Origin of the sequence: Pontibacter akesuensis (genome assembly GCF_001611675.1) — a bacterium.
Taxonomy (GTDB): domain Bacteria; phylum Bacteroidota; class Bacteroidia; order Cytophagales; family Hymenobacteraceae; genus Pontibacter; species Pontibacter akesuensis.
In genome coordinates, this window is record NZ_CP014766.1 from 4,392,305 (window position 1) to 4,416,927 (window position 24,623).

Annotated in this window: 16 protein-coding genes; 3 read left to right on the plus strand and 13 right to left on the minus strand. The window is 50.8% G+C overall.

Features of this window, described 5'->3' with window-relative positions:
* Positions 1-46: 46 nt before the first annotated feature.
* The 4 genes from A0W33_RS18650 to A0W33_RS18665 form a co-directional block, all read right to left on the minus strand.
* Positions 47-481 (minus strand): VOC family protein, encoded by a 435-nt coding sequence (locus tag A0W33_RS18650; RefSeq protein ID WP_068839599.1) that lies wholly within the window; start codon positions 479-481, stop codon positions 47-49.
* A gap of 130 nt (positions 482-611) precedes the next feature.
* A complete protein-coding gene (locus A0W33_RS18655; protein WP_068839600.1) occupies positions 612-2,843 on the minus strand; it encodes an ATP-binding protein in 2,232 nt (743 codons plus the stop codon).
* A 167-nt stretch (positions 2,844-3,010) separates the two neighbouring features.
* A complete protein-coding gene (locus A0W33_RS18660) occupies positions 3,011-6,415 on the minus strand; it encodes a UvrD-helicase domain-containing protein (protein WP_068839601.1) in 3,405 nt (1,134 codons plus the stop codon).
* Positions 6,416-6,566: 151 nt separating this feature from the next.
* Positions 6,567-7,100, minus strand: coding sequence for a hypothetical protein (locus A0W33_RS18665; RefSeq protein ID WP_068839602.1), 534 nt, complete (start codon positions 7,098-7,100; stop codon positions 6,567-6,569).
* A gap of 642 nt (positions 7,101-7,742) precedes the next feature.
* Between A0W33_RS18665 and A0W33_RS18670 the strand changes: the two genes are divergently transcribed.
* Positions 7,743-9,608, plus strand: coding sequence for a DEAD/DEAH box helicase (locus A0W33_RS18670; protein ID WP_068839603.1), 1,866 nt, complete (start codon positions 7,743-7,745; stop codon positions 9,606-9,608).
* Positions 9,609-9,945: 337 nt separating this feature from the next.
* Here A0W33_RS18670 and A0W33_RS18675 read toward each other — a convergent pair whose 3' ends face one another.
* The 3 genes from A0W33_RS18675 to A0W33_RS18685 all read right to left on the minus strand — a co-directional run bounded on the left by A0W33_RS18675 (position 9,946) and on the right by A0W33_RS18685 (position 12,641).
* Positions 9,946-10,401: a ferritin-like domain-containing protein gene (locus A0W33_RS18675; protein ID WP_068839604.1), complete on the minus strand. Its 456-nt coding sequence runs from the start codon at positions 10,399-10,401 to the stop codon at positions 9,946-9,948.
* Between the two features lie 80 nt (positions 10,402-10,481).
* Positions 10,482-11,714 (minus strand): BaiN/RdsA family NAD(P)/FAD-dependent oxidoreductase, encoded by a 1,233-nt coding sequence (locus A0W33_RS18680; RefSeq protein ID WP_068839605.1) that lies wholly within the window; start codon positions 11,712-11,714, stop codon positions 10,482-10,484.
* Between the two features lie 96 nt (positions 11,715-11,810).
* Complete coding sequence (locus A0W33_RS18685) at positions 11,811-12,641, minus strand: SDR family oxidoreductase (RefSeq protein ID WP_068839606.1); 831 nt, start codon at positions 12,639-12,641, stop codon at positions 11,811-11,813.
* 94 nt (positions 12,642-12,735) lie between these two features.
* On the opposite strand from A0W33_RS18685, the gene A0W33_RS18690 reads away from it, so the two are divergent.
* Positions 12,736-14,193, plus strand: a complete 1,458-nt coding sequence (locus A0W33_RS18690) for a phytoene desaturase family protein (RefSeq protein ID WP_068839607.1) — start codon at positions 12,736-12,738, stop codon at positions 14,191-14,193.
* Between the two features lie 263 nt (positions 14,194-14,456).
* Positions 14,457-15,332 (plus strand): SDR family oxidoreductase, encoded by an 876-nt coding sequence (locus A0W33_RS18695; protein WP_068839608.1) that lies wholly within the window; start codon positions 14,457-14,459, stop codon positions 15,330-15,332.
* 103 nt (positions 15,333-15,435) lie between these two features.
* Here the strand turns inward: A0W33_RS18695 and A0W33_RS18700 are convergent, their stop codons facing one another.
* From A0W33_RS18700 to A0W33_RS18725, 6 genes are all read right to left on the minus strand, one after another.
* A complete protein-coding gene (locus A0W33_RS18700) occupies positions 15,436-16,047 on the minus strand; it encodes a hypothetical protein (RefSeq protein ID WP_068839609.1) in 612 nt (203 codons plus the stop codon).
* Between the two features lie 153 nt (positions 16,048-16,200).
* Positions 16,201-19,398, minus strand: a complete 3,198-nt coding sequence (locus A0W33_RS18705) for an efflux RND transporter permease subunit (RefSeq protein WP_068839610.1) — start codon at positions 19,396-19,398, stop codon at positions 16,201-16,203.
* Between the two features lie 24 nt (positions 19,399-19,422).
* Positions 19,423-20,577: an efflux RND transporter periplasmic adaptor subunit gene (locus A0W33_RS18710; protein WP_068839611.1), complete on the minus strand. Its 1,155-nt coding sequence runs from the start codon at positions 20,575-20,577 to the stop codon at positions 19,423-19,425.
* Between the two features lie 19 nt (positions 20,578-20,596).
* A complete protein-coding gene (locus tag A0W33_RS18715) occupies positions 20,597-21,928 on the minus strand; it encodes a TolC family protein (RefSeq protein WP_229802032.1) in 1,332 nt (443 codons plus the stop codon).
* 139 nt (positions 21,929-22,067) lie between these two features.
* On the minus strand, positions 22,068-22,643 hold the full coding sequence (locus A0W33_RS18720) for a TetR/AcrR family transcriptional regulator (RefSeq protein WP_068839612.1): 576 nt from the start codon (positions 22,641-22,643) through the stop codon (positions 22,068-22,070).
* 692 nt (positions 22,644-23,335) lie between these two features.
* On the minus strand, positions 23,336-24,517 hold the full coding sequence (locus A0W33_RS18725) for a dipeptidase (RefSeq protein ID WP_068839613.1): 1,182 nt from the start codon (positions 24,515-24,517) through the stop codon (positions 23,336-23,338).
* Positions 24,518-24,623: the final 106 nt, after the last annotated feature.

Genomic DNA, 24,623 nt, shown 5'->3' on the forward strand with positions numbered 1-24,623 from the left:
GTATATACCGGCGCTTGATGCGGGATTTAAATTTGAGGTGCACGGGTTAATGAATGGAAGGCGTCTTCTTCTCCTCCGAGTCTGGAATTGGAAGAAAAGGATTATAGGCAATCTCCCACAGGTTCTCGTCCGGATCTGCAATGTAGCTGCTGTAGCCGCCCCAGAATACCTTTTCGGGGCGCTTCAGTACCGTGGCGCCTTTCTCCTCCAGTAGGGCAACCAGCTCATTTACCTCCCGCTCTGATCTTACATTGTGCGCCAGCGAAAACCTCCTGAACCCGCTGCCTTCCGCTGAAACACCCGCATCGTCGGCCAACGACTCCTGTGGGAACAGCGCCAGTTGTATGCCGTTTAGTTCGAAAAAGACGATGCCTTCCGTGCTGCTTTCCGTGGGTTTCCAGCCAAAAACGTTCTGGTAAAAGTCACGTGAGCGTTGCAGGTTTTTCACTCCCAGCGTGATGAGTGTCAATCGTGGTTCCATAGTACGGCCTAACAAGTATAAAAAGACGGGACATGCCCGCTACTGAGGCTCCCAACGTGAAAATAAGAAGCTGCGGTTTATTACCCTACCAAATGGCTCTTCTTATTTTCGATCGTGAAGAATTTGCACCTTATTGCCGGTGCAACTGCACGGTAAAGGTGGTGCCGAGGCCCTGTTCGCTCTCCACCATAATGCGACCGCCTAAGCTCTCTACCTGCATTTTGGTCAGGTATAGCCCCAGGCCTTTCGACTCCTTCTTCTGATGGAACGTCTGGTACAATCCAAAAATCTTGCTGCCCACGTTTTCCATGTTCATGCCCAGGCCGTTATCGCTTACCGAGAGAAACACAGTAGCATCGTTCTCCCACGTCTTTACAAGAATTTCCGGCTCCCGGCTTTCGTCCCTATACTTGAGGGCATTAGACAGAAGGTTGTGCATAATGCTCTCCAGGTACACTTTTGATACCGGAAAAGCCAAAACAGCCAGTTCCGTCCGAATAGTTGCATTACTTTCAGCTATCACCGGTTGAAGGTTCTGCTCCTGTTTTCTCAGTGCTTCCGCTACGTCCGCAGCGCCATCTGTTTGCTGATCCAGGGCCGATTTTAGCAGCAGGTTCAGGTCGTGAATGGTTTCTGACATGTTCTCGACCACAACATGCATTCGGCTCATCACCTCAGAAGCAACCTTTTGCGATGGCTCTGCCTGGTACAGGTTGTACAAACCTTTCATGTTACTCAGTGGCGATCGGAGGTTATGCGTAATAATGTGGGCGAAATCTTCGAGCCGCCTGTTCTTAGTCTGCAGCTCATGGGCGTTGTTACGGAGGTCCTTGTTCAGGTTCTTGAGCTGATCGGCCTGGTTGCGCAGGAGTATGGCCGTCAGGTCTTTCAGCAGAATCTGTGTAATCTCCAACTCATTCAGCGTCCAGGGATGGGATTTGCCCTTTACGATCTCTTCCCAGTTTTTGAATGATTTGCGTGGGTGAATACGCGCCTCGGTTTTTGCCGTCATTGGCTTCTCCGGATTACCGGCCCAGGTGATTGTTTCCCTGATCTCGGGCTTGAAGTATAAAATGTACTCTTTGTTATAGCGTGATATTTCCAGGGCAAGCAAACCGCTGGCTTTGTTTTGAAAGGCCTCGGCTCCGGGCATTAGCTTGGAGAGCGTCCGGGTGCTGAACACCCTGTCCGACCGGTGCTCCGCCAGCCATTCGATAATGGCCATTACCTCGTGCTCCTCCGGCGCGTTGGCCGTACGAGTTAGCTGGTTGTTGATGTAAATTGCCGCTGAAGCACTTTGCGTAATGTCAAGCAAAGTCAGATCACCACTGAAAAGGCCCTGGCTGATGTCGCCGGATTTGTTTAATTGCTGCACCAGTGCCTCCTCGCGCTGTTTGTACAGCTCAAAAATATCCAGGTCGCGCTTTTCGTGGGTGGCCATAATAGCGTTGGCAAAGGCTTTTGCCACCAGGTAACACACCTGCCGTTTCCAGTAGTCGATAAAGATCGGGCTGAGGTGGTGGCAGGCAATCAAGCCCCACAGTTTGCCTTTCACTAAAATGGAAAAGGAGAGCGATGCGTGGACACCCATGTTCTGCAAATACTCGAGGTGAATCTCCGAGGGGTTGCGCAACTCAGACAGGAGAATGTTGGAGGGCGCACCGGTAGATGGGCTGATATAAGGGATAATCTTTACCGGCTGTGCCTGTACATCCGGTATCTGCCTGACGTGCTTCTTCTCAAGCAGGGTTCGCGCCGGGGCAGGAATATCGCTGGCGGGGAAGTGGTGGTAGAGGTAGGAGTTCACACCATCTTTTACATTTTCGGCAATCACCTCGCCATTCCAGTCCTCGTCGAACACGTAAAGCATCACCCGATCATAGGCCAGCACCTGCTGCACAAAATTTACCACCAGCTGAGCCTGTTCCCCGAGTCCCTCCAGGGTGTTGAGCTGGGTCTGGAACTGGGCGAAGTGCTGTGTGTTCTCCAGCCTTTGCTGGTCAGCGCCCTGAAAATAGGGCTCGCATTCCAGCACCAGTTTTCCTTCGGAACTATGTATGAATCCAAAAAAAAGGTGCTCACAAAGGTGAAGCAGCTGTGGGTTTAACTTCACCGCGTTCCTGAGTTGCTTTTCAAGCATCAGGTAACCCTGACCAGAACACAGTTTCTCCAACGTATGGCCGATCAAGTCCTCAGGCACAACATCCACAAATGCAGCGATATTAGTACTAACCTGCTCCACTTGCAGCGACTGCTGATTTAAAATAATCAGGAAACCGTGTGGCTGAATTTGCCCAATGTGGTGTATCGGTTCGCTGTCACAGTTAGAGAGATCAACCTTCAGGTTATTGTAGTTCTGCATGCAAATAAGAGTCTGCTGTATGGGGCTTGTGCGGGTACTGCTGGATTTATACTTCCTGTGCTTATACTTTAAATAACAACAGGCAGTTGCAGCACCATAGCGCTATCACTATTAAATAGTAAGCCATCCATACGTTATAAGTACAAGTAATAGTCCGGGGATAACTTTTAGAGTTCCAGCCCCAGCTGCTCTGTTTTCTTGCTGCCATACTGCCAGGTTTTCACTTCCTCTGTTTCGAAATAGTACAGCACGCATTTCACCTTCTGGTAGCCCAACTGCCGGAAGCGCACGGCATAGTGGTCCAGCCGGTAACGGTGCTCGGGCTCGGGCGGCGGTGTTTTAAATTCCATCAGCACCACCGTATCGCCATCAAACACAATGCGGTCGGGTTTGTAGAGGTAAGCGCGGGCATCCAGCACTTCCTTTTCATGCTCTACCACCACTTTGTTCGTGAAATAATAGCGCAACCGCGGGTGGCTTATTACTTGCTTCAGCTTCTGCGCCACCTCAGGCTTTTCACGCTCGCTGATGATGCCTTCGTACACCATCTGGCGCAGCACACGGTCAAGTTCCGGGGCAAAGGCAATGCGCGCCAGAGCATAGTGCAGTTTTCGGTTTTGCTGACGCTGCACCGTCTGTGTTTCAAAGTCAAACACGTTGTTGGCGTGCTGCTTTATCTTTAGCCGCTGCTCCCAATCCGTGGAAGCCAGGTGATCCACGCGGTAAGTGGTGTCGTTGTCTGAAGCATCATCACGCCGTGCTACCTGCTGTTTACCCTGCGCCAGCTGGTAGCAGTGCTGGCCAAAGGCCCATAGCTCTTTGTGCACCAGGAAACGGTACAGCAGGTGGCTCACGTTTTTCGCCTGGACGTCCAGCTTCGGCGCCTTGCGCTCGTCCAGTAGCTCGCGGGCATCCCCAATCAGGTACAGCCGGTCTATGGGGCGGGTGAGGGCCACGTACAGCATGTTCAGGTTTTCTATGAAGGTTTTCTCGAGTTCCGTGTTGTACTGCTCTGAAAGAATGGTGTTCTCCAACCGCGAGCTGGTGTTCACGGCCACGCTTCGCAACTTTCCCGTCACATGCACATCATCGGGCAGCTGGCTCCACATCAGGTTCCCAGGCTTAGGAGAGGTGCTCCAATCCGCGAAGGGAATGATGACGATCGGGTAAGCGAGTCCCTTGGACTTATGGATGCTGGTGATGGTGATGGCGTTCCTGTTTTTAGGCGTGTTAATGCTTAGCTTGTCCTTCTGCACCTCCCAGTAAGAAAGAAAGTTATTCAGGTTGTTGCTGTGCTTGAGGCTATACTCCAGCACCAGGTCCAGGAAGCGGAAGAGATACTCGCTCTCGTTGTTCTTGCCCAGCAGGCTGAAGATGCGGATGAGTTTTTCGGTGAGCTCGTAAATGGAGAGGTTGCCAGTTTCACGCTCCTGCACATCAAAACCGAACACGCGCAGCTGCTCAAAGAAAGATGCGTTCTCTTTGTCATTGGCGATATCGGCGATGGTCTTCGTCATCTCCACATCCGGCACCGTCTCCAGTGATACCTTGCATACCAGGTATAACGCCTCTGACTTCGCCAGCGAATCGTTTGGCCGGTTGAAGACCCGGAACATGGCGATGATCAGGTTAATGACTTCGGCAAACTGTAGGGAAAGCGAATCCTGGGAGATAATATCGAACCTGCGCTCCTTCAGAAAATTGGCGATCAGCTTACTCTTCACGTTGGTACGGCAAAGTATAGCCATGTCCTTCAGCGCATAGCCCTCAGACAGGCCATGGCGCACCAGTTGCAGCACCATGTTCAGCGTGCTCTCGTCGTAGGTCAGCAGTTCTTCGTTTTTGTATCCTTCATACAATGTTGCTGTGCGTGCGCAGCCGTTCAGGTCATACTGCAGGTTCAGGTCGTCCTCGTGCGTAAAAAGGACCTGAATATGCCCACCGCCCTTATCGCTGCCAGTGGGCACCTGCTGCGTAAAATCCTTGTCGTAGATAGAGGTGAACATCCCGAAATTAGCATGCCCCTGGCTGATGAAGGTGAACAGTTCGTTGTTGAAATCAATAATCTCGGAGCGGCTGCGGTAGTTGGTGCTCAGGTTTTCAGGCTGCCGCGCCTGGTCCACCGACTCATATCTTTCGCGGATGAGCGGGCCGTGCCGCCGGTTTTCGTAGAGCTGCTTCGTGCTGCCTTTGTAGAGGTGCAGGATCTGCTCCATTTCACCGCCGCGCCAGCGGTAGATTGCTTGCTTGGCATCGCCCACCACCATGCTGAAGTGGCCGGAGGCCAGCGCATTGTCTACCAGCGGCAGGAGGTTGTTCCATTGCAGCACCGAAGTGTCCTGGAATTCATCGATCAAAATGTGTTTATACTTCTCGCCAAGCCGCTCATAAATAAAGGGCACCGGCTCCATGAGCACAATATCGATGATGCGTTTGTTAAACTCGGAGATATGGACGGTGTTTTTGTCCAGCTTTATCTCCTGCAGGCATTTTTCGAGCTCGTTCAGCAGCGAGACCTTGTACAGGTGCGGCACCACCTGCTGTATCAGGGTGAACGTAGCGGCGTACTTGTCTTTGATCTCCTCAATATGGAAGTATAGCTCCGTCAGTGGCTGCTTAATGCTGTCAATTTGTGCTTTGGCTGCCGAGCTGGCTTTGCCGCCGTACCACTTATCATCGGCAATGGTCTTGGCAGCATTGCTGTTGCCATAATTCAGGTCAACCGTTTTTAGCCAGGTGTTAAAGTAACTGTAGATGCCGCGCGTGCTCTGGTATAGGTCGGCAGGGGAGACGTCGGCCTGTTCAAACAACTGCATGGCCTGCTGCGCCGCCTCCTGCACTGTTTCCGCCACCTGCTTTTGCACCAGAAACAGCTGCTCACGCACTTCCCGGAAATCCTCCAGACTTAGCTGCTGCAAATCGGTGATGGCTTCGTAAACCTGTTCGTTCAGCAGGTTGCGGGCAAAATCCATCAGGTCGTCGGGCAGCATAGTCCAGCTTTTTCCTTCCCGTGCCTTCTCCAGGGCATACTGCTCCAGCGTCTGCGAGAGCAGGTCGTTCTTTGAGTCCGTCACCTTGTCGAGCAGCAGCGACACAGCTGTGCGGAGCAGGGTGTTGGAATCCAGGTCCACTTCAAAGTTCTGCGGAATGTTCAGTTCGCGCGTGAAAGCCTGCACAATTTTATTTACAAAGCTATCGATGGTGCTGACGCTGAACTCCGAGTAATTGTAGAGGATCTGGCGGAAGAGCTTTGCTGCGCGCATGCGCACCTCCTCTTTGTCAAGATGCTCCTCCGGGTACTCCAACTTTAAATCCTGTGTTATGCCATCCAATAATTGCTCACTTTTCTGCTTGTCCTTCTCCGGCAGACTTGAATCGTTAAAGTTGCGCAAGGCAGAAAGAATACGTTCCTTCATTTCAGCGGCGGCATCGTTGGTGAACGTTATTGCCAGCACCGACCGGTAATAGTCCGGGTCGGAGGTGTGCAGGGCCAGTTTCAGGTATTCCTTTGTGAGGTGATAGGTTTTGCCAGAGCCGGCGGAGGAGGAGTATATCTTGAATGTTGAGGGCATAGCTTTTCTCTATTCTCTAAAGGTACAGCAAAGGGAGGGTTTCCCCCAAATCTGGCGCTGCGAATTTGGCTGCAAATACAACCGGGAAAAACAAAAAACCTCTGCCCGGTAGCAAGCAGAGGTTCTATAGGTTGGGGAAAGCCACCGGTGCTTACGCGTAGGTCAATTCTCCTTTTGATTCTGAAGGTTGCGCGGCAAAGTCCTTAGCACAAACATGGTACATGATTCGGGCCATCGACAGTGAATAGTCGGTTATTAGGCAATGCTGCTGCTCTGCGCTCATAAGGGCTTTGCTGCTGCCCAGGTTAAACTTGTTCAGCTCAATTACCTCGTCAAAATTCTGGCGCAGCATTTTCATGGCTTTGAACGAGGGCTCGTTATAGTATACCGGTATAACCTGGCACACGGCATAACTGCCTTTTTTTCGTTCCTGCGCAATCATATCGCAAAGGGCATCAATATTAGTTCTGTCAACGTCCGATAGAATCACGTAAAACACGTTACGGCGGTCAGCATTCAGCGCTCTGGCAGGTGCACTGCCCACAAGCATGTTGCGGCTGATTTTCGTGCCTTTCAGAAAAGCCTCGTCCTTTAGAATCTTGTTGTGGATTTTAAACGCCAGGGCACCTGCAGCGATCAGGTTAAAATCTTTGCCTTTTGTTGAGATTTTGGAGAAGTGTAACATATAGTAGGGACTTAGGGTTATGTTTTCGCTTTTATTTAGGCAATGGGTACTGAATGCATGGCAAAGCCACTGGCACTGCTACACCAAATATTTTATTCGGCATCTCCCGCACCTGTTACTAAATCAGGTGCAATTGTGCAAAATGTTTTTGTATCGTTTACTGCTTAACCCACAAGGAAGCAGCTTGTTAGGCAGAAAGGTGTTTTCTTTTACTACGTTTGTTTAATGCAAAGTATTCCTTGATTAGTCGCTTTAATGGTTGAGCTATTATTTACACTAGTGAATGTCAGTATTTTACGAGTAGACTGTTTTTTAAAGTTACTTTTTCTAATATTTAATTTGATTTAATTACTAATTTATGCATTAAAAAATATAATGCACTTATTTTATTGGATTATAAGTCGGGTGCACGATATGGTGGGTAAACAGACGGTAAATCAGTACAAAAGCAATTGCAGCCGATAAAAGAGGTACGATTAGGATATCACTTAAATAATAAGTAATTTTGCAGCTTGATTTGGATCAGGCTGATTTATTGATAACTGAATACACGGGTTGTTTTTTGTTTTCTTGTCGCTCTCTTCATAGGAGAGAAAGGTTGATTAGCAGGCTGCATCCAAGTGTACAGTTATACATAATTAGATGAACAAAATCAGATTTGACGAGCTTCCGCTATCGCCGGAAGTCCAGCGAGCCATCGCTGACATGGGTTTCGAAGAGGCTTCACCCATTCAAACAGAAGCTATTCCTGTTGTTTTAGAAGGCAGAGACATTATTGGCCAGGCCCAGACGGGTACTGGTAAAACCGCTGCTTTCGGTATTCCAACCATCGAGGGAATTGACCAGAACGACAGAAGCGTACAGGCGCTTATTCTTTGCCCCACGCGTGAGCTGGCCATTCAGGTTTCCGGAGAAATCCAGAAGCTGGCTAAGTATAAGCAAGGCATTAGTGTTGTTCCGATTTATGGCGGACAGCCGTACGAGCGCCAGTTGCGCGCGCTAAAGCAGGGTGTTCAGATTGTAATCGGTACGCCGGGCCGTGTAATGGACCACATCGAGCGTGGTACGCTTGTGCTAGACAAAGTAAGAAAGATTATACTTGACGAAGCGGACGAAATGCTGGACATGGGCTTCCGTGAAGACATTGAGTTTGTACTGGAGCGTATCCCTAAAGATCGCCAGACAATCTTCTTCTCGGCCACCATGTCAAAGCCAATCATGGAAATGACCAAGCGTTACCAGACAGATCCTGTTCTGGTAAAGGTGGTACACCAGGAGCTGACCGTAACCAACATTGACCAATCATACTTTGAGGTACGTAACAGCGCTAAGCCGGAAGTGCTTTCGCGCTTGATCGACATGTACAACCTCAAATCAGCCATTATCTTCTGTAACACGAAGCGCATGGTGGATGAACTGGTATCGGGCCTGCAGGCACGTGGCTATTTTGCAGATGCCCTGCACGGTGATTTGAACCAAAACCAGCGTACGAACGTGATGAACAAGTTCCGCAACGGCACGCTGGAAATACTGGTAGCAACTGACGTAGCTGCCCGTGGACTGGACGTGGAGAATGTGGAAGCCGTTATTAATTACGACCTGCCGCAGGACGAAGAGTCTTACGTACACCGCATTGGCCGTACAGGCCGTGCCGGTAAGTCCGGTAAAGCCTTCTCATTTGTAGGTGGCCGTTCTGACGGGTACAAGATCAAGGACATCATGCGGTATACCAAGGCGAAGATTGTGCTGCAGCAGGTACCGTCGTTGGAAGATGTAAATGAGATCCGCACGAACATGTTCTTCGATAAAGTGAAGGAAGTGCTGGAGAAAGGATCACTTGCCAAGAACGTGTCCCGCATCGAACGTTTTGTGAACGAGACAGATGGCTACACGCCGCTTGATATCGCAGCTGCCCTCTTGAAAATGAGCCTGAAAGAGGCGAAGGCAAAGGAGAAAGGCGCTGAAGCTGAGAAAGGCCTACGTGCCACGAAAGACGGCATGGATCGCCTTTTCATTACAATCGGCAAAAAAGACCAGGTACACCCGCGTGACCTGATCGACCTGCTGTCGCAGAACACCAGCATTCCGGAAGGACGTGTGGGCGATATTGACCTGTACGACAAGTTCAGCTTTGTGGAAGTGCCAACGGAGTATACTGCTGAGATCGTTTCCAGCATGAGCCGCTTCGAATACGAAGGCCGTTCTGTGGTGATTGAAAAGTCAGAGAAGAAAGGTACGCGTGAAGGCAAGGAAGGCGGAGAAGACTTCGGCTTTAGCAGTAGAGAAGGTGGTGATCGTGGTGCCCGAGGCAGAAGCGGCGGCGGTAGCTTCCGTGACAGAGACCGTGGTGACCGTGGCGGCGACCGTAGAGGTGGCGGCGGATTCCGTGGTGGAGACGGTGGTGGCGACCGCAGAGGTGGCGGCGGCTTCCGTGATAGAGACGGTGGTGGTGACCGCAGAGGCGGCAGCAACGGTGGCGGCGGCGGTTTCCGCAAAAGAAGATTTTAATTCTTCAATTTCCTGAAACATCGGCAGTTTTATGCCGTATACTATAGTATTACAGCTAAAGAAGTATAAAACCTTCGGAAGCAAAAGAAAAGGCCGACTTGAAACGTCGGCCTTTTTGATTTTAAGAAATATTCTCTGCAGACAAACCTTCTGCAGCAGCAGCCCGTAATAAGGGTATCATAAAAAGGTTGGAAGATTACGCTGGCTGCTTCGGTAGCAAGCTTTAACAAGGGTAGCATCAGACGGATGCTACCCTTGTTGTTTTTCAGTCGAAACCGAAATAACACAAAAAAAGGGTACCCGTGAGGACACCCTTTGTGAATATAAACTTACGATTTTACTTATTCTGCTTCGCCTGGTCGCGTAATGAGCGAATATGGTCATGTGCGCTTTTAACATCGCGGTACTGCTGTTCCACAATTGGCTTCAAGTCACCAGGCAGGTTTTTATCCAACGCTTCCTTGTAAGCTTTCACAGCATAATCTTCGCCACGCTCACACTCATCCAGCACTTTTGCCCTGTCTTTTGAGGATAGAGCCGACTTGATGTCAATCCAGGCGCGGTGTACCGTACCTTCTATAGAGCTTGACTCATCGTCGGTTTTGCCCATTTTGTGCAACTGGTCCTGCAATTCAGTGATCATGCTGTCGCGCTGCACGGCATACTTACGAAACAGCTCTTTCAGGTCCTGGTCTTCTACGTCTTCAGCAGCAGTTTTATAACCCTTCGCGCCATCCTTGCAACGTTCGATCAGGTGGTGTACTGTATTAAATACTTCTTTGTTATTTTCCATAGTTTTAAGCATATATGTTTCTGTATGCCTTCATACTGCTATGGTTTATTTTTTGTTGCCGATAAGGTGTTTCTGCCAAACTACATGCTTTTACTAGCCATATGCCTGCCCGCGAGATAGCCGGTGGTCCAAGCGGCCTGAAAGTTAAACCCACCCGTTATTCCGTCTACATCCAGCACCTCGCCAGCGAAGTACAAGCCCGGTACCAAGCGGCTTTCCATGGTCTTCATGTTCACCTGGCCTAGCTCAATGCCACCGCAGGTAACAAACTCCTCTTTAAAAGTGGTCTTTCCGATAACCTCCACCGGCAGGCGAAGCAGCGCTTCCAAAAGTTTGTTTGTGTTCTTGCCGGGCAAGTCAGCCCACTTAACCTCCTCCTGTATTTCGGCCAGTTGCGTTAGTCCGCGCCACAGGCGTTGCGGCAGGCCAAACAGTGGATTGCTGCTGACAGTCTTCTTCGGGTGCGCCTGGCGGTACTGCAGCAACTGCTCCCGCAGGCTCTCCTCTGTTTCGTCCGGCAGCCAGTTGATGAGTGCGGTAAAGGTATATTTCTGCTCGAAGAAATGGCGCGCGCCCCAAGCGGAAAGCTTCAGAACAGCCGGACCGGAGTAGCCCCAGTGGGTTATGAGCAAAGGCCCTTCGTACGCCAGTTTCTGTCCGGCAATCCGCACCAGCGCCCGTGGCACGGAAACGCCCATTAAATCTTTGAGGGGAGAGGAAGGCACGTTGAACGTGAAAAGCGAAGGCACCGGCTCCTGGATGGAATGCCCGAGTTTTTGCAACCAGGTATAGCCCTGGCTTTTCGGGCTGCCGCCAGTGCATACCAGTACCTGCTGTGCCTTTAGGCTGCTTCCTCCAGACAACTGAAGTATAAAGTATGGCTCCTCACCCGGTACATGCTCTATACTTTCCACACCGGTGCTGGTTCTTATCTCCACGCCCACACGGCTAGCCTCCTGTATTAAACAATTCACAATCGTTTCGGAAGTGTTAGTTACAGGAAACATACGGCCATCAGCCTCCGCCTTTAGCGGCACGCCCCGCTGCGCAAACCAGTTTACCGTTTCCTGCGCACCAAAAATCTTAAAAGCCTCTTTCAGCTGTTTCGCCCCACGTGGGTAGTGCTGCGAAAAAACGGTAGGCGCAAAGCAATTATGAGTCACGTTGCAGCGGCCACCGCCGGATACGCGCACCTTTGCCAGCAGCTTGCTTGTCTTCTCCAGCAGCAGCACCCTGGCTGCCGGGTTTGCTTCCGCACACGTTATTGCCCCAAAAAAGCCGGCAGCTCCACCGCCAATTACTACTATCTGCATCCTCTAAATTACTAATCTCTGCGAAGGCTTACCTGCTATACTTCACATGTAACCCTACTTTCAAACAACAGGGCGTTACAGGCGCTTCCCACAAATTTACGAAAAGAAACCCATGGGCTCAGGGTGCAGAAACACATAAGCCAATTCATCCTTGATTTTCTGGCTGTTGATAAGCTTGAAGTGCGTTTCTTCCATCTCGTCAAACTCAGGCGGCGTAAGTCCCAGGTGCCGGGCGGCGGCCGTGTAGAACTCTTTCCGGAGTGGGTGTCCGTCGGCACTGGCATGGTATACCTTGCCCCATTTATTCTGCTCTATGATGCGCTGTAAAATAGCCACACAATCGTCGAGGTGGATGAGGTTTACGGGAGCGTCTCCGTTGGGCACATGCTTTTTGCCGGCCAGGAACCTTCCCGGCTGCCGGTCGCCGCCCACCAGCCCGCCGAAGCGCAAAATTGTCGTCAGCCAGTCTTCCCGCCCCTGAAACAGGCGCTCAGCCTGCAGCAGCATGTGGTTCGGGTTTTCCTGCTCAGTAAAAACGATGTCCTCCTCAGTCACCACGCGGTTCAGGTCCTGGTACACAGAGGTGGACGAGACAAACAGGATGCGTTTGATTGGAGAGCTCAGCAAAGCTTTCAGGAGCAGGTGCATTTGCTTCAGGTAGCCCTCGCCGCCGTCGGAGCGCAGGTGTGGGGGGATATTGAGCACGAGTACATCGGCATTCAGAAAATCCTGCAGCAGTTCCTCGTCTGTTTCCGGATCAGCCAGGTTGAGCTGGTAAGGCAGTATGTTTTTCTGCACAAGCAGCACTAGCTTTTCTTGTGTGGTTGTAGAGCCTTTGATGGTATAGCCTGATTGCTCCAGCCGCTCTGCCAGGGGCAGCCCCAGCCAGCCGCAGCCCATGATGCTGATCGTTCCTCTTTCTTCCATAGTTCTTTATACTTGTTCGGCGAATAACAAATGGCAGGTGCTTCTGTTTCAAAACAGCCATGCCAATGCAAGTATAGCGACAAACAAAGGATAAATGACACACGACGTGGTGATAATCGGCTCGGGCTTCGGCTCTCTGACAGCAGCGGCGCTTCTGGCCAGGCAGGGGCTGCGTGTGTGTGTGCTGGAACAGGCCAAGTATCCGGGCGGCAGTTCCACTTCCTACAAGCGCAAAGGCTACTGGTTCGAGACAGGTGCCACCACACTGGTTGGCCTCGATGCGGACATGCCCCTGCGCTACCTGCTCGACCAGATAAAGGTAAAGCTGCCGGTACAGAAGCTGGAGCCCCCCATGCAGGTGCACCTTCCGGATGGGCAGACCCTGACGCGCTACGGCGATTTCGACGCCTGGATAAGGGAAGCGGAACGGGTGTTTGGCCCGGACAACCAGCGGCCGTTCTGGGAGCACTGCTACCGGATAAGCAAGCAAGTATGGCGTACCTCGCTGCAGCAGCAAAGCTTTCCGTTCTCCAACGTGAAAGACCTGCTGCTTTCATGGCTAAGGGCAAGGCCGGCGCAACTGAAACTGATTCCGGGCGCTTTTAGAACAATGGAGGAGGTGCTGGGCAAGTATGGTCTGCTGCAAAACAAGCTGTTTGTGGACTTTGTGAACGAGCAGCTGCTCATTACGGCTCAGAACAGCATGGAAGAGGTAAGCGAGCTGTTCGGCGCCACCGCCCTCTGCTATACCTTGTACAGCAACTACTATGTACCCGGAGGGCTTATCAATTTGGTCAAACCAGTAGTCACCTATATTACAAATGCCGGGTCAACAATCCAATATGGCCAGGAAGTACAATACGTGAAGCCTCAGCAACAGGGCTATGAAGTCATCACGCAGAAAGAAACGTTCAGGTGTACTTATATTATATCAGGCGTGCCACTGAACAATACAGCGAATATATTTCAGGATGCACGGGTACAGCAGCGGCTGCAGAAGTATATCATGCCATCAGAGAAGCTTAACGGTGCCTTCAGTATGGGGCTTGTGCTAAAAAGGAAAGAGCCGCTGCCCGTAGTACTCCACCACCAGGTGCACGTGCCGGAGGGGTTGCCCTTTATCGGGAGCAAAAGCATCTTTATCAGTTTCAGCCATCCTGCTGATGCCTCCAGGGCGCCCGCCGGAGAGTTTGTCGCCAGCATAAGTACCCACGTCAGTCACCCGGAGCTGCATCAACTGGCGGATAAAGAACAGCTGGAGGAGGCGATTCTGACGGCACTGATGCAAAAGGGAATTATCCATCGCGACCAGATTATTTCGGTGCAATCGGCAACGCCGGGGGCCTGGATATTCTGGACCAAGCGCGCCTTTGGGGCAGTGGGCGGGTATCCGCAGTACAAGCAAATCAAGCCGTGGCAGATGAAAGATGCGCGTCTTGATCATAAAGGGGCGTACGTGTGCGGCGATACGGTTTATCCCGGTCAGGGGATAGTAGGCGTTTGCCTGAGTGGCATTATTGCAGCGAACAAACTGCTTCAGGATCATTTCTGAGATATCAGCAGCTGTTAAACCAGAGACTTTATAGCAGCTTAAACTCTCAAAATGCCATTTAGGCAAGTAAGATCCATTGAGTAATCAATAATTCTCTGCAGGATTAAAAGCGAGAACACCACATGCTTTCTCTCTTTATTCAACGGCACATACATCAAAAGAAGGTCGAACAAGTATATATACTTCAGCTATACTTCTTAACTTTAAGAATACCGGAGATGGCGGATGCTTCTCTCCGCATGAGATAAACTTGAAAAAAGACTATGATCAAAGCAGAACCAATGTTAAAAGAGGGCGCCTTGAAAGGCAAGACCATTATCGTTACCGGTGGTGGTACTGGCCTTGGGCGCTCGATGGTTAAGTATTTTATGGAACTTGGCGCGAACGCTGTCATTACGAGCCGGAAGCTGGAGGTGCTGGAGCAAACGGCGAAGGAACTGGAAGCGGAGACAGGTGGCAACATACTGGCTGTTTCGTGCGATGTGCGCAAGTATGACGAGATTGAGGCAATGCTGAAAGCCACGCTCGAACGCTTCGGACGGGTGGACGTGCTGGTGAACAACGCCGCCGGTAACTTTGTAAGCCCCACTGAGCGCCTTAGTCATAAAGCCTTTGATGTGATCACAGACATCGTGCTGAAAGGCAGCTATAACTGTACCCTGGCACTGGGCAAACACTGGATTGCGCAGAAGCAGGAGGGAAGCATCCTGAATATCGTCACCACCTACGCTTGGACAGGCTCCGGCTATGTGGTGCCTTCTGCCTGTGCCAAGGCAGGCGTGCTGGCCATGACGCGCTCCCTGGCATCGGAGTGGGCCAAGTATGGCATCCGCTCCAACGCTATTGCACCGGGTCCCTTTCCGACCGAGGGGGCCTGGACGCGTCTTTTCCCGAAGCAGCTGGCTGAGAAGCTAGACCCGATCAAACGCATTCCGGTAGGACGTTTCGGGGAGCACCAGGAACTGGCAAACCTGGCCGCCTACCTGGTTTCCGATTATGCCGCTTTTGTTAACGGGGAGGTTGTAACTATAGACGGTGGCGAGTGGCTGCACGGGGCAGGCGAATTCAACTCCTTTGATCAAATACCGCAGGAGATGTGGGATGCGATGGAAAAGCAGATGCGCGGCAAAGGGCAGTAGAAGCTTCGCTTATACCTGAAAAGCAGCAAAGGCATGGAATACCATGCCTTTGCTGCTTTTAATTCTATATGTTTAGCGCCCTTAGCGTCTCAGCCCTGCAGGTTTACTGTGCCAAAAGAACGGCAAGCACCACGTTCACGCCCAAACCTATGCCCCAGTTCTTCCATACTTTTCGGGATTTGATTTTGCGGGCATTCTTTACATAGCCGGTTTTATAGTCAGGTTTCTGCATTAACTGATGGTCAGGGGAATCTAGGTTACGGTCTCTCGGAGGAGTTACAGAGCAAGCAATTGCCGGAACCAAGCCTATCAAAGGGCTGAGTAAACTGGCCACAAGCGTACCCGTACCGGCAGCTTTATAGCCATCATAGTGGTTGGTGGCATCTAACTGCCCTTTCTCCACCAAATTAACAGAGAGCATTTCAGGTGCTGCCGTCAACTCAGCTCTGACAGGTTCGGCTGTTTGCGCGGATGGGTCGAACTCAAATGTTTCGCTGGTGTTGTTGGCGTACTGGATCAGCGTTACATCATTTTTAGGGATAATGTAGGTGGGGCCTTCCAAGCTTTCAAAGCGCTTGTACTTAATCTCTGAAGGGGTAATCTCCAGCACTTTTGCCTCCAGCTTTTCTCCGGATCGCTTCATAATAACATCCTGTGCCTGCACGCCAGATAACAAGCCAACCGCACACAGGCAGGTAAGTAAAAACTGTTTCATAAAAAGTTTGTTTTGTAGATTATTCGATCTAAAAGTATAAACCTAATACCTAAATAACAATAGAATGCTATAAATATATGTAGCTGTTGGTGAATAAAATAGAAATAGCCCCGACTCAAAGAACCGGGGCTATTTCTATTGTTTTACTTCATATTACTGATGCGGATTCACATAGGCAGGATCTCCGCCCTCATCTTCCGGTTTGTAGTTAGTCCTAAGTCTAGCCAGACCTTTCTTACCGTAAGCCAGCCGCGTAATTACCACATACAGCACCGGCACCACAAAGATGGCCAGGAAGGTTGCGGCAAGCATACCGCCTATCACCACCCATCCGATTGTCTGGCGCGAAACGGCACCAGCACCGGAGGCCAGGGCTAGTGGAACCACACCAAGTATAAAGGCCATCGACGTCATGATGATCGGGCGAAGACGCAGCTTCACGGCCTCAATCGTAGCCTCAATTAGCTCCATGCCTCGGTCTACCCGCTCCTTGGCAAACTCCACTATCAAGATAGCGTTCTTGGCAGCCAAACCAATCAGGGTGATCATACCGATTTGGGCATACACATTATTGTCCAATTTTGGCAGGAACGTAAGGGCCAGTATCGCTCCGAACATTCCCAGCGGAATGGCAAAAAGTATGGAGAACGGCACCGACCAGCTTTCATAAAGGGCAGCCAGCAAGAGCAACACCAGAATAATAGACAGGGAGAAAATATAGATAGTACTGTTGCCGGCTGTTAATTCCTCGCGGCTAAGGCCGGAAAAATCATACCCGTAGCCGGCTGGCAATACCTGCTCAGATACCTCCTGCAGTGCCTGCAGCGCCTGCCCGCTGCTGTAGCCGGGAGCGGCACTACCCATCACTTCGGCCGAGCGGAAGAGGTTGTAATGCGAAATAACGGAAGCGTTCTCCACTACCTTATAATTTACCAGCGCACTAAGCGGTACCGACTCGCCCTGCCTGTTCATCACGTAGTACTGCTTCAGGCTTTCAATATCCATTCTGTAGGCGGTGTCAGCCTGTGCCACTACCCGGAAATTCCGTCCGTATCGGGTGAAGTCATTCACATAGCGGCTACCCATCAGCGACGACATGGTGCTGTAAATATCAGAGATAGCTACTCCCTGGCGCTTCGCCTTCTCGCGATCCACCTCCACATGGTAGCCTGGCGTTCTGGTGTTGAAGAAACTATAGGCCATGGCTATTTCAGGACGCTGGTTCACGACGCCCAAAAACTGGCCCAGCACTCCTTCAAACTCCTTTAAGCTGCCGCCACCAGCGCGTTGCTCCAGCATGAAGCTAAAACCGCCAGAGCTGCCGAGGCCTGGAATAGCCGGTGGAGCCACCACAATCACATTAGCCTGTTTGATGGCGGCAAAGCGCTGGTTCAGGGTTGCCATAACACCTGCCAACTGGTCTGCTTCATTCTCCCGCTGGTCCCAAGGCTCCAACTGCAGGAAAATTGTGCCGCTGTTCGACTTAAAGGAGAAATTGATCGCATTCAGGCCGCCAATAGCCGTGTAATTCCTGACAGCCGGAATATCCTTTAGAATATCTCCCATTTCAGCCAGTGTGGCCTCTGTTCTGTTAGAAGAAGATCCTTCGGGCAATTCTATGGATATAAACATGCGCCCTTCATCTTCCGTCGGGATAAAGCCTGTCGGTTTAGCAGAGAACAAGCCTACCGTTCCGGCATAAACGCACACCAGGATGATGAGCACGAGCGGCGCCGCTTTTATACTTCTGCGCACCCCGGAGGAGTATGATTCTGTCGTGCGGGCAAACCAGCCGTTAAACTTGTAAAAGAACTTGTTGATGCCCCTGGAGTTCTTGTTCACGTTCATCGGCTTCAGCATCAGCGAGCAAAGCGCAGGCGTGAGCGTAAGCGCCACAAAAGCAGAGATTAGTACCGAGATGGCAATGGTGATGGCAAACTGCTGGTACAGGCGCCCCACGATTCCAGGAATAAAGCCCACCGGTATGAATACCGCCGCCAGAATCAAGGCAATAGCAATTACAGGGGCTGTTATCTCTTTCATAGCTTTCCGCGTTGCCTCCTTTGCCGAAAGCCGCTCATGGTCGATGTAGTGCTGCACAGCCTCCACCACCACAATGGCATCATCCACCACAATGCCTATGGCCAGTACAAACCCAAATAGGGTGAGTGTGTTGATGGTGAAACCCAGCGGAATAAAGAAAATAAAGGTACCAATGATGGACACCGGAATCGCCAGGATAGGCACCAACGTAGCGCGCCAGCTCTGGAGGAACAGAAACACCACAATAATCACCAAGATCAGCGCCTCTACCAGCGTATGCACCACCTCGTTGATCGATACCTGCACCACCGAAACTGTTTCAAAGGAAACAATATAATCTACATCGGCAGGGAAGGTGCTTTTCATCTCCGCCAGTGCCGCATAAATGCCCTCGGCTGTTTCGAGGGCGTTACTGCCCGGCGCCTGGTACAACAGCAGGATGGCAGCCGGGTTCCCGTTGATAGTGGCGGCACGGCCATAGTCAAAGCGGCCAAACTCAATGCGGGCCACATCCCTTAAATATACTATAGAACCGTCTTCCGGATTGGTCCGGACGATAATGTTTCCGAACTCCTCCTGTGTTTGCAGGCGGCCCGTCACCGTAATAGGGTACTGGAAAGCTTGGCTATCAAATTGCGGCTTGGCACCGACGGTACCTACGGCCACCTGCAGGTTTTGCTCCTGTATGGCTCCCGTAACTTCGCTGGTGCTGATGCTGTACTGGGCCAGTTTGTCCGGTTTCAGCCAGATGCGCATACTGAAGTCCTGCCCCAAAGCATTAATGTCACCAACACCCGGCACGCGCAACAGCGCGTCGCGCACATAGATATTCGTGTAGTTGTCGAGGTACTGTATGTCGTGCGTTTTGTTCGGCGATATAATACCGATAACCATCATGATGCTGGGGTTACGCTGGCGCACCGTCACGCCCAAACGTCTCACTTCCTCCGGCAATCTTGGCTCTGCGATACTGGCTCGGTTCTGCACGTCCAGGGTAGCAATGTCGATGTCGGTGCCGATCTCAAAAGTGACACTCATGTTCATCTGGCCGGTACTCGTGTTGGTGGAGGTGATATACGCCATGCCCGGCGTACCGTTGATCTGCGTTTCAATCGGCGTGGCCACACTCTGCTCCACGGTCTCGGCATCGGCACCTGTGTAGTTAGCCGACACGGACACAACAGGAGGGGAGATGTCCGGGTACTGCGTCACCGGCAGGTTCATCATCGCCAGCACGCCCACCAGCACGATCACTATGGAAATGACCATGGCGGTGACCGGCCTCCTTATAAATACATCTGATATCATTTGCTTCTTCTTTTCTTGGGTTAATTAGTTTTTACCGCCTGCCTGAGGGGCGGCTCCCGGTGCCTGCTGCGGTGCGCCCACCTGCACTTTGGCACCCTGGCGTAGCTTCTGTATTCCCTCCACCACAATGTTGTCGCCGGCTTTTACACCTTCGCGCACCACTATGTCGGAGCCGAAGCGGGTACCGAGCTGCACGTTCTGCTGGGTTACAGAGTCGCCCTGCACCACGTACACAAAATATTCGCCCAATTGCTCTGATACAGCCCTGTAAGGGATTACAAGCTGGTTGCCAATATCCTGGTTCAGTACATTAACTGTTACCGTCATCCCCGGCACTAAAACAGCATTCGGGTTCGGGAATTGCACCCGCACGGTGGTGGTACCGGTACGCCTGCCAATCGCCCTGTCTATCACCAGCAGTTTGCCTGTATGCGGGTACAGTTCGCCGTTGTTCAGGCGAATGGTGAAAAGCGAATCGGGCTGGTTGCCTTGGGTGAGGCCACTGAAACGGGAAATCTCCTGCTCGTTAATATCAAAATCAACGGCGATGGGATCCATGGAGGAAATGGTGTTGAGCAGCGGCTGGCCTGGTGAAACCTGCGCACCCACGCGCACCTGCGAAATGCCGATGGTGCCGCTGAAGGGGGCAGTAATCACGGAATAGCCTAAGTCTGTTGCCACGCTTTGCACCTGCGCCTCCGCTGCCGCCACCTGCGACTTTGCCGTTTGCACATCGGTGCGGGCATAATCTACCTGCTGGCGTGCAATAGCGTCCTTCTGCGCGAGGGTCTCATAGCGCTCCAAATCCTTCTGCACGCGTGCAAGATTAGCACGGGCGCTCTGCAGATTGGCCTGCGACTGCTGGTAAGCTGCCCTATACTTGCTCTGATCTATTTCATAGAGCTTCTGGCCTTTGGTTACTTTCTGGCCGTCCTGCACATAAATGTTAGTAATGTACCCCGCTACCTGCGGGCGCAGTTCTACTTCCTGCAGTGGCACCACAGAGCCAGGGTAGGTGTCGGTGCCCGTCACGCGCTCCTCAGAAACGGTAATGGTGTTAACGGGAACGGCCATAGCGGCGGGGTTCATCTGCTGTTGCCCGGCTTCTTCGCCACCGCAAGCGGTAAGTATAACTGGGCCGGAGATGGCTGCAAGCAGCCAGAGTGTATGTCGCTTCATGCTGATTTGTGCTTATTTCTTAGTTGATGTCTATGGTACCGATAGCACGCTGGTAATCCAGTTTGCTGGCCATAAGGTTGAAGAGTGCGTTATAGTAATTCAGTTGGGTGGTACGAAGGTCTGTTTCCGCCACAATCAGGTTTATGTATGGCACAATACCCTCATCATACTGCAGCTTGATTACCTCATACACCTCCTCGGCCAGCGCCACGTTATCCCGGACCGTCAGCCACTCGTAATAATCGCTTTTGTAATCAGCCAGTGCCGCCTGATATTCGGTGTTAACGGCATGGCGCACGTACTCCGTTTGCACTTCCAGCCGGTCCAGCCGCAACTGGGCTATCTTTATGCTCTGAAGTCTTCGCGTACCCTGAAAAATAGGCAGCGACACGCGCAAACCCACGCCGGAGGTAGGATAGGCCTGGTTGTAAAGCTGCGAAAACTCGTCGCTAAAAAACAGCCAGTTATAGGTACCGTAAGCAGATACAGTCGGAAGAAAGCTCCACTTGTAGTAGGCCTCGTTGAGCTGCAGGAGCTCACGTTGGGTCTGCAGTTGCTGCAACTCAATGCGGTTGGCAAAATTCAGAACCTCCGTGGTATCCACCAAAACCAGTTGCTGCATGGACTCATAGTCATAAGCCAGGTCTAGCTCCTGCTCAACCGGAAAACCCATCAACTGCTTCAGGTAGGCCACTTTGGCCTTGATGCTTTCCTGCGCGCGCTTTATATCACTGCGTATGTTGCCGAGCGTAATGGCCGCGCGCTGGTAATCCGTTTTATCCACCAGGCCCACCTCGTACCGGCTTTGCGCGTCGCTGTACTGCTTCTGCTGCCTTGCCAGGTTTTCATTTAAAATCCGCAGCTGCTCCTGCGACAGCAGCACATCATAGTATGCCTTGCTAACATCCACCACCGTGTTTATTTTGGTATCGGTAATGTTTTGCTGCAACTGCTCCTTTGTATGGCGCGCTGCCCTTGCAGCCAGTAGCAGGTCGCTGCTGTAAATAGTCTGCGTGGCCTCCAGCAGGACATTGGAAGTATAATTGCGGCCAAGCGTTATCAATTGGTCTCCGAAAGGCTGCTGCTGCAGCTTCAGGTTCTTGGTGCCGCCGTAATTGGCCGACACCTGCGGCAGCCAACCCGAGAGATTGACGTTTATTTCGCGCTTGCCGATGGTCTCATCAATTAACGCCTGCTCCACTTGAGCACGATGCTGCAGCGCATATGCAACACACTGTTCCAGGGTAAGCTCTTCTGCGGCAGTGCCCGCTGTTTCCTGCGCCTGCAGAAGGGAGGGGCTAAGCAAACCGGCCAGGATCAGCATCCTAAATTTTTTAATTATTTTCATCATCTATCTTGTGCTCGTGTTTTAGCTGGTTCTAAATTGTCTTAAGCGGCAGGTAAAGAGTTGTGCTAGCATAATTTAAACTGCACAAATACTGTTTAAACATAGATTCTATTTTAGTTAAAGCCTCTACCTTACGAAGTACCTACGATCGCTTGGTCATACCGTCCCAAATAATTTCCCTGATCTGCAGCAGTTCCTGCTCAGTTATACTTACGTGGCGCAGTCGCATCATTTTGGCCGTGGTAATGATGTTTCCAAGCACCAGCACACTTAGTACTTCAGGGTTTGCTTCACGCAAGAAGCCGTCCCGCACCCCTTGTGCCATGAACAGGTTCAGGTGCTGCCGGATTTTATCCTGCTTCGTATCATGCATCAGTTTTTGGTAGGGTGAGTTCACAAACTGCTCAAAGAAAATAAGTACATTGGGGTTGTGGCTGTAGAAGCGGTAAAGGTTAAGCCACAGGTTGTAAAATCTATACTTGTAAGGTAAGCTTTCCGAATCGTTCTGCTGCATCGCCTCTATCGCATTGGTCATGATATAGGAGAACACATTACATATTAACGCATCTTTGCTTTCGAAATAGTGGTAAATAGTACCTGCCGCTACCCCAGCCTTTTTAGCCACTAAACTCATAGGGGTACCATGAAAGCCATGCTCCCTGATCAACTCCAGTGTGGTGTCTAAAATAGCTTTTTTCTTCCCTGCCAGCTGTTCCATTTTATTTGTCTGAACTCAATTGAACGTTCATTCGGTCGGCAAAGGTACGATAACAAACCAAAACACCAACACCTTCGCCTATACTTATACTTTCAGAATAGCAGTGAAATGTATTAGGAGTAAAGCAAAAAGTATATCAAATGTTTACCAGTACAAGTGTAATTACAAGCATAGGAAGTATAAACTGCTGCTGCTATGGTCAATAAGGTTGTTTCTACAACTATTTGTGCATCAGAAAACACATATACCAAGTATATGGACGCTGCGGGAGGAGCCAAATAAAATTTGCAAAGCATGATGGTACGCAGCTACTACGGCAGGTTGGGAAGCATAAAAGGTGGAATGGTTCTGTGATTCTATTTTATTAAACACTTAATAAAATGAAGAGAACCTGAACGGAAGAAATGGGTATAGGATAGTAATATATCTTTTCATTGAAAGTTATAAAAATGAAAAAAAGACGCCGCCTAAGCACTGGCACACAGTTGCCACAATGGCCAAAACTTGGCAGTACTACCTTTTAGTGCAACGATCTGCTTTAGAAATCCCTTTATTTGGAAGAGGCTGTACAAACACAAACAGCACAGCATACCTCCGTGCTGTTATGCTGTGCTTAAACTTTAAATAGATTGCACTACTGGATGCTAGATGCGCCGTCTGTACTTTCAATCAAAGGAGTGTCTGGTGAAGTTCTAGCTGGCATTAGCCTTTAGCACGCGCAAGAAGTTACCGCCCAATATTTTTTTGATGTCGCTTTCGCTGTAGCCACGTGCAACCAGCTCTTTAGTGATCAGCGGGAATGTATCCACCCCGTCTAACTGCTGCGGGGCCGAGGTGATGCCATCAAAATCAGAGCCTAGGCCCACATAATCTACTCCTACAAGTTTTACAATATAATCAATGTGGTCGATCAGAACAGAAAGGGGAGGGCGTATCTGTTCTACTTCGGCAGGATAGGCTTCTGCCATATAATCCATGACCTTCTCTTTTGTCCATCCAGTGGTTTCGAGTGAATCACTTTCAGATTTATGCGCTCTTTGAAAGTCATTGATGCGTTTCCGGAAGTTAGGGTCCAGAAAGTCGGAGAAGAAGTTGAGTTGTATAACGCCTCCGTTTTTGGCCACGGCTTTAATCTGCTCGTCCTTCAGGTTTCGGAACACCGGGTTCAGCGCGTAAACATCGCTGTGCGACACAAGCACCGGCTTTTTGGTTATCGCCATTACATCCCAAAAGGTTTTCTCCCCAACGTGGCTCAGGTCTACCAGCATCCCTAACTTGTTCATGCGGCGCACAATCTGCTTGCCCAAATCCGACAGCCCTTTATCGGCTTCATTCAGTTTTCCCGAAGTTTCGGCCATGGCTGAGGTGGCCCAGGGGGTAGAATTATTCCAGGTGAGGGTAAGGTAAATGGCGCCGCGCTTGCGCATTTGCTCCAGCTTTTTCAGGTCATTCTCTATCATATGGCCGCCCTCCACACCAATCATGGCAGCCATTTTACCTTGCTTTACGGCCTGCATCACCTCTTTATAATTTGTAACCAACACCATTTTGTCAGGGTTGCGCTTTACAATGGCCTCCAGGGAATCTATCTGCTGCATGGCATACTTGAAAGAACCCGTCTCGTCGCTCCAAACTGAGAAAACCTGCACATCTACACCGCCCTCCTTAAAACGCGCCAGGTCGGAGTGCGTTTTACCCCGCAGGTCATCGTTCAGGTTGAGCCCTTCCATTACGTTTATAAGCACATCATTATGAGTATCCGCCACGATGGCTTCTGCGTGTATTTTTTTATAATCTTGTGCCTGAGAAGAAAGGCTGGCTAAACTAAGGCCAAGGGTGGCGCCAAGGCCCACTAGTATAAAGCGGTTATTCATAGAGACTGATTTTTCGTGATTATTCTTTTCCTGTCCAGCTATACTTGCTGATCAGTTTCCTAAATATAGTTATTTATAAGGAATAGTAGGTGTTACGTGTGGAGTG

Bases quoted from the DNA above. Each gene is read 5' to 3' on its own strand.
- A0W33_RS18665 (WP_068839602.1), bottom strand. From the start codon at position 7,100: ATGTTACACTTCTCCAAAATCTCAACAAAAGGCAAAGATTTTAACCTG.
- A0W33_RS18650 (WP_068839599.1), bottom strand. From the start codon at position 481: ATGGAACCACGATTGACACTCATCACGCTGGGAGTGAAAAACCTGCAA.
- A0W33_RS18725 (WP_068839613.1), bottom strand. From the start codon at position 24,517: ATGAATAACCGCTTTATACTAGTGGGCCTTGGCGCCACCCTTGGCCTT.
- A0W33_RS18660 (WP_068839601.1), bottom strand. From the start codon at position 6,415: ATGCCCTCAACATTCAAGATATACTCCTCCTCCGCCGGCTCTGGCAAA.
- A0W33_RS18685 (WP_068839606.1), bottom strand. From the start codon at position 12,641: ATGGAAGAAAGAGGAACGATCAGCATCATGGGCTGCGGCTGGCTGGGG.
- A0W33_RS18690 (WP_068839607.1), top strand. From the start codon at position 12,736: ATGACACACGACGTGGTGATAATCGGCTCGGGCTTCGGCTCTCTGACA.
- A0W33_RS18720 (WP_068839612.1), bottom strand. From the start codon at position 22,643: ATGGAACAGCTGGCAGGGAAGAAAAAAGCTATTTTAGACACCACACTG.
- A0W33_RS18680 (WP_068839605.1), bottom strand. From the start codon at position 11,714: ATGCAGATAGTAGTAATTGGCGGTGGAGCTGCCGGCTTTTTTGGGGCA.
- A0W33_RS18700 (WP_068839609.1), bottom strand. From the start codon at position 16,047: ATGAAACAGTTTTTACTTACCTGCCTGTGTGCGGTTGGCTTGTTATCT.
- A0W33_RS18655 (WP_068839600.1), bottom strand. From the start codon at position 2,843: ATGCAGAACTACAATAACCTGAAGGTTGATCTCTCTAACTGTGACAGC.
- A0W33_RS18715 (WP_229802032.1), bottom strand. From the start codon at position 21,928: ATGATGAAAATAATTAAAAAATTTAGGATGCTGATCCTGGCCGGTTTG.
- A0W33_RS18670 (WP_068839603.1), top strand. From the start codon at position 7,743: ATGAACAAAATCAGATTTGACGAGCTTCCGCTATCGCCGGAAGTCCAG.
- A0W33_RS18695 (WP_068839608.1), top strand. From the start codon at position 14,457: ATGATCAAAGCAGAACCAATGTTAAAAGAGGGCGCCTTGAAAGGCAAG.
- A0W33_RS18710 (WP_068839611.1), bottom strand. From the start codon at position 20,577: ATGAAGCGACATACACTCTGGCTGCTTGCAGCCATCTCCGGCCCAGTT.
- A0W33_RS18705 (WP_068839610.1), bottom strand. From the start codon at position 19,398: ATGATATCAGATGTATTTATAAGGAGGCCGGTCACCGCCATGGTCATT.
- A0W33_RS18675 (WP_068839604.1), bottom strand. From the start codon at position 10,401: ATGGAAAATAACAAAGAAGTATTTAATACAGTACACCACCTGATCGAA.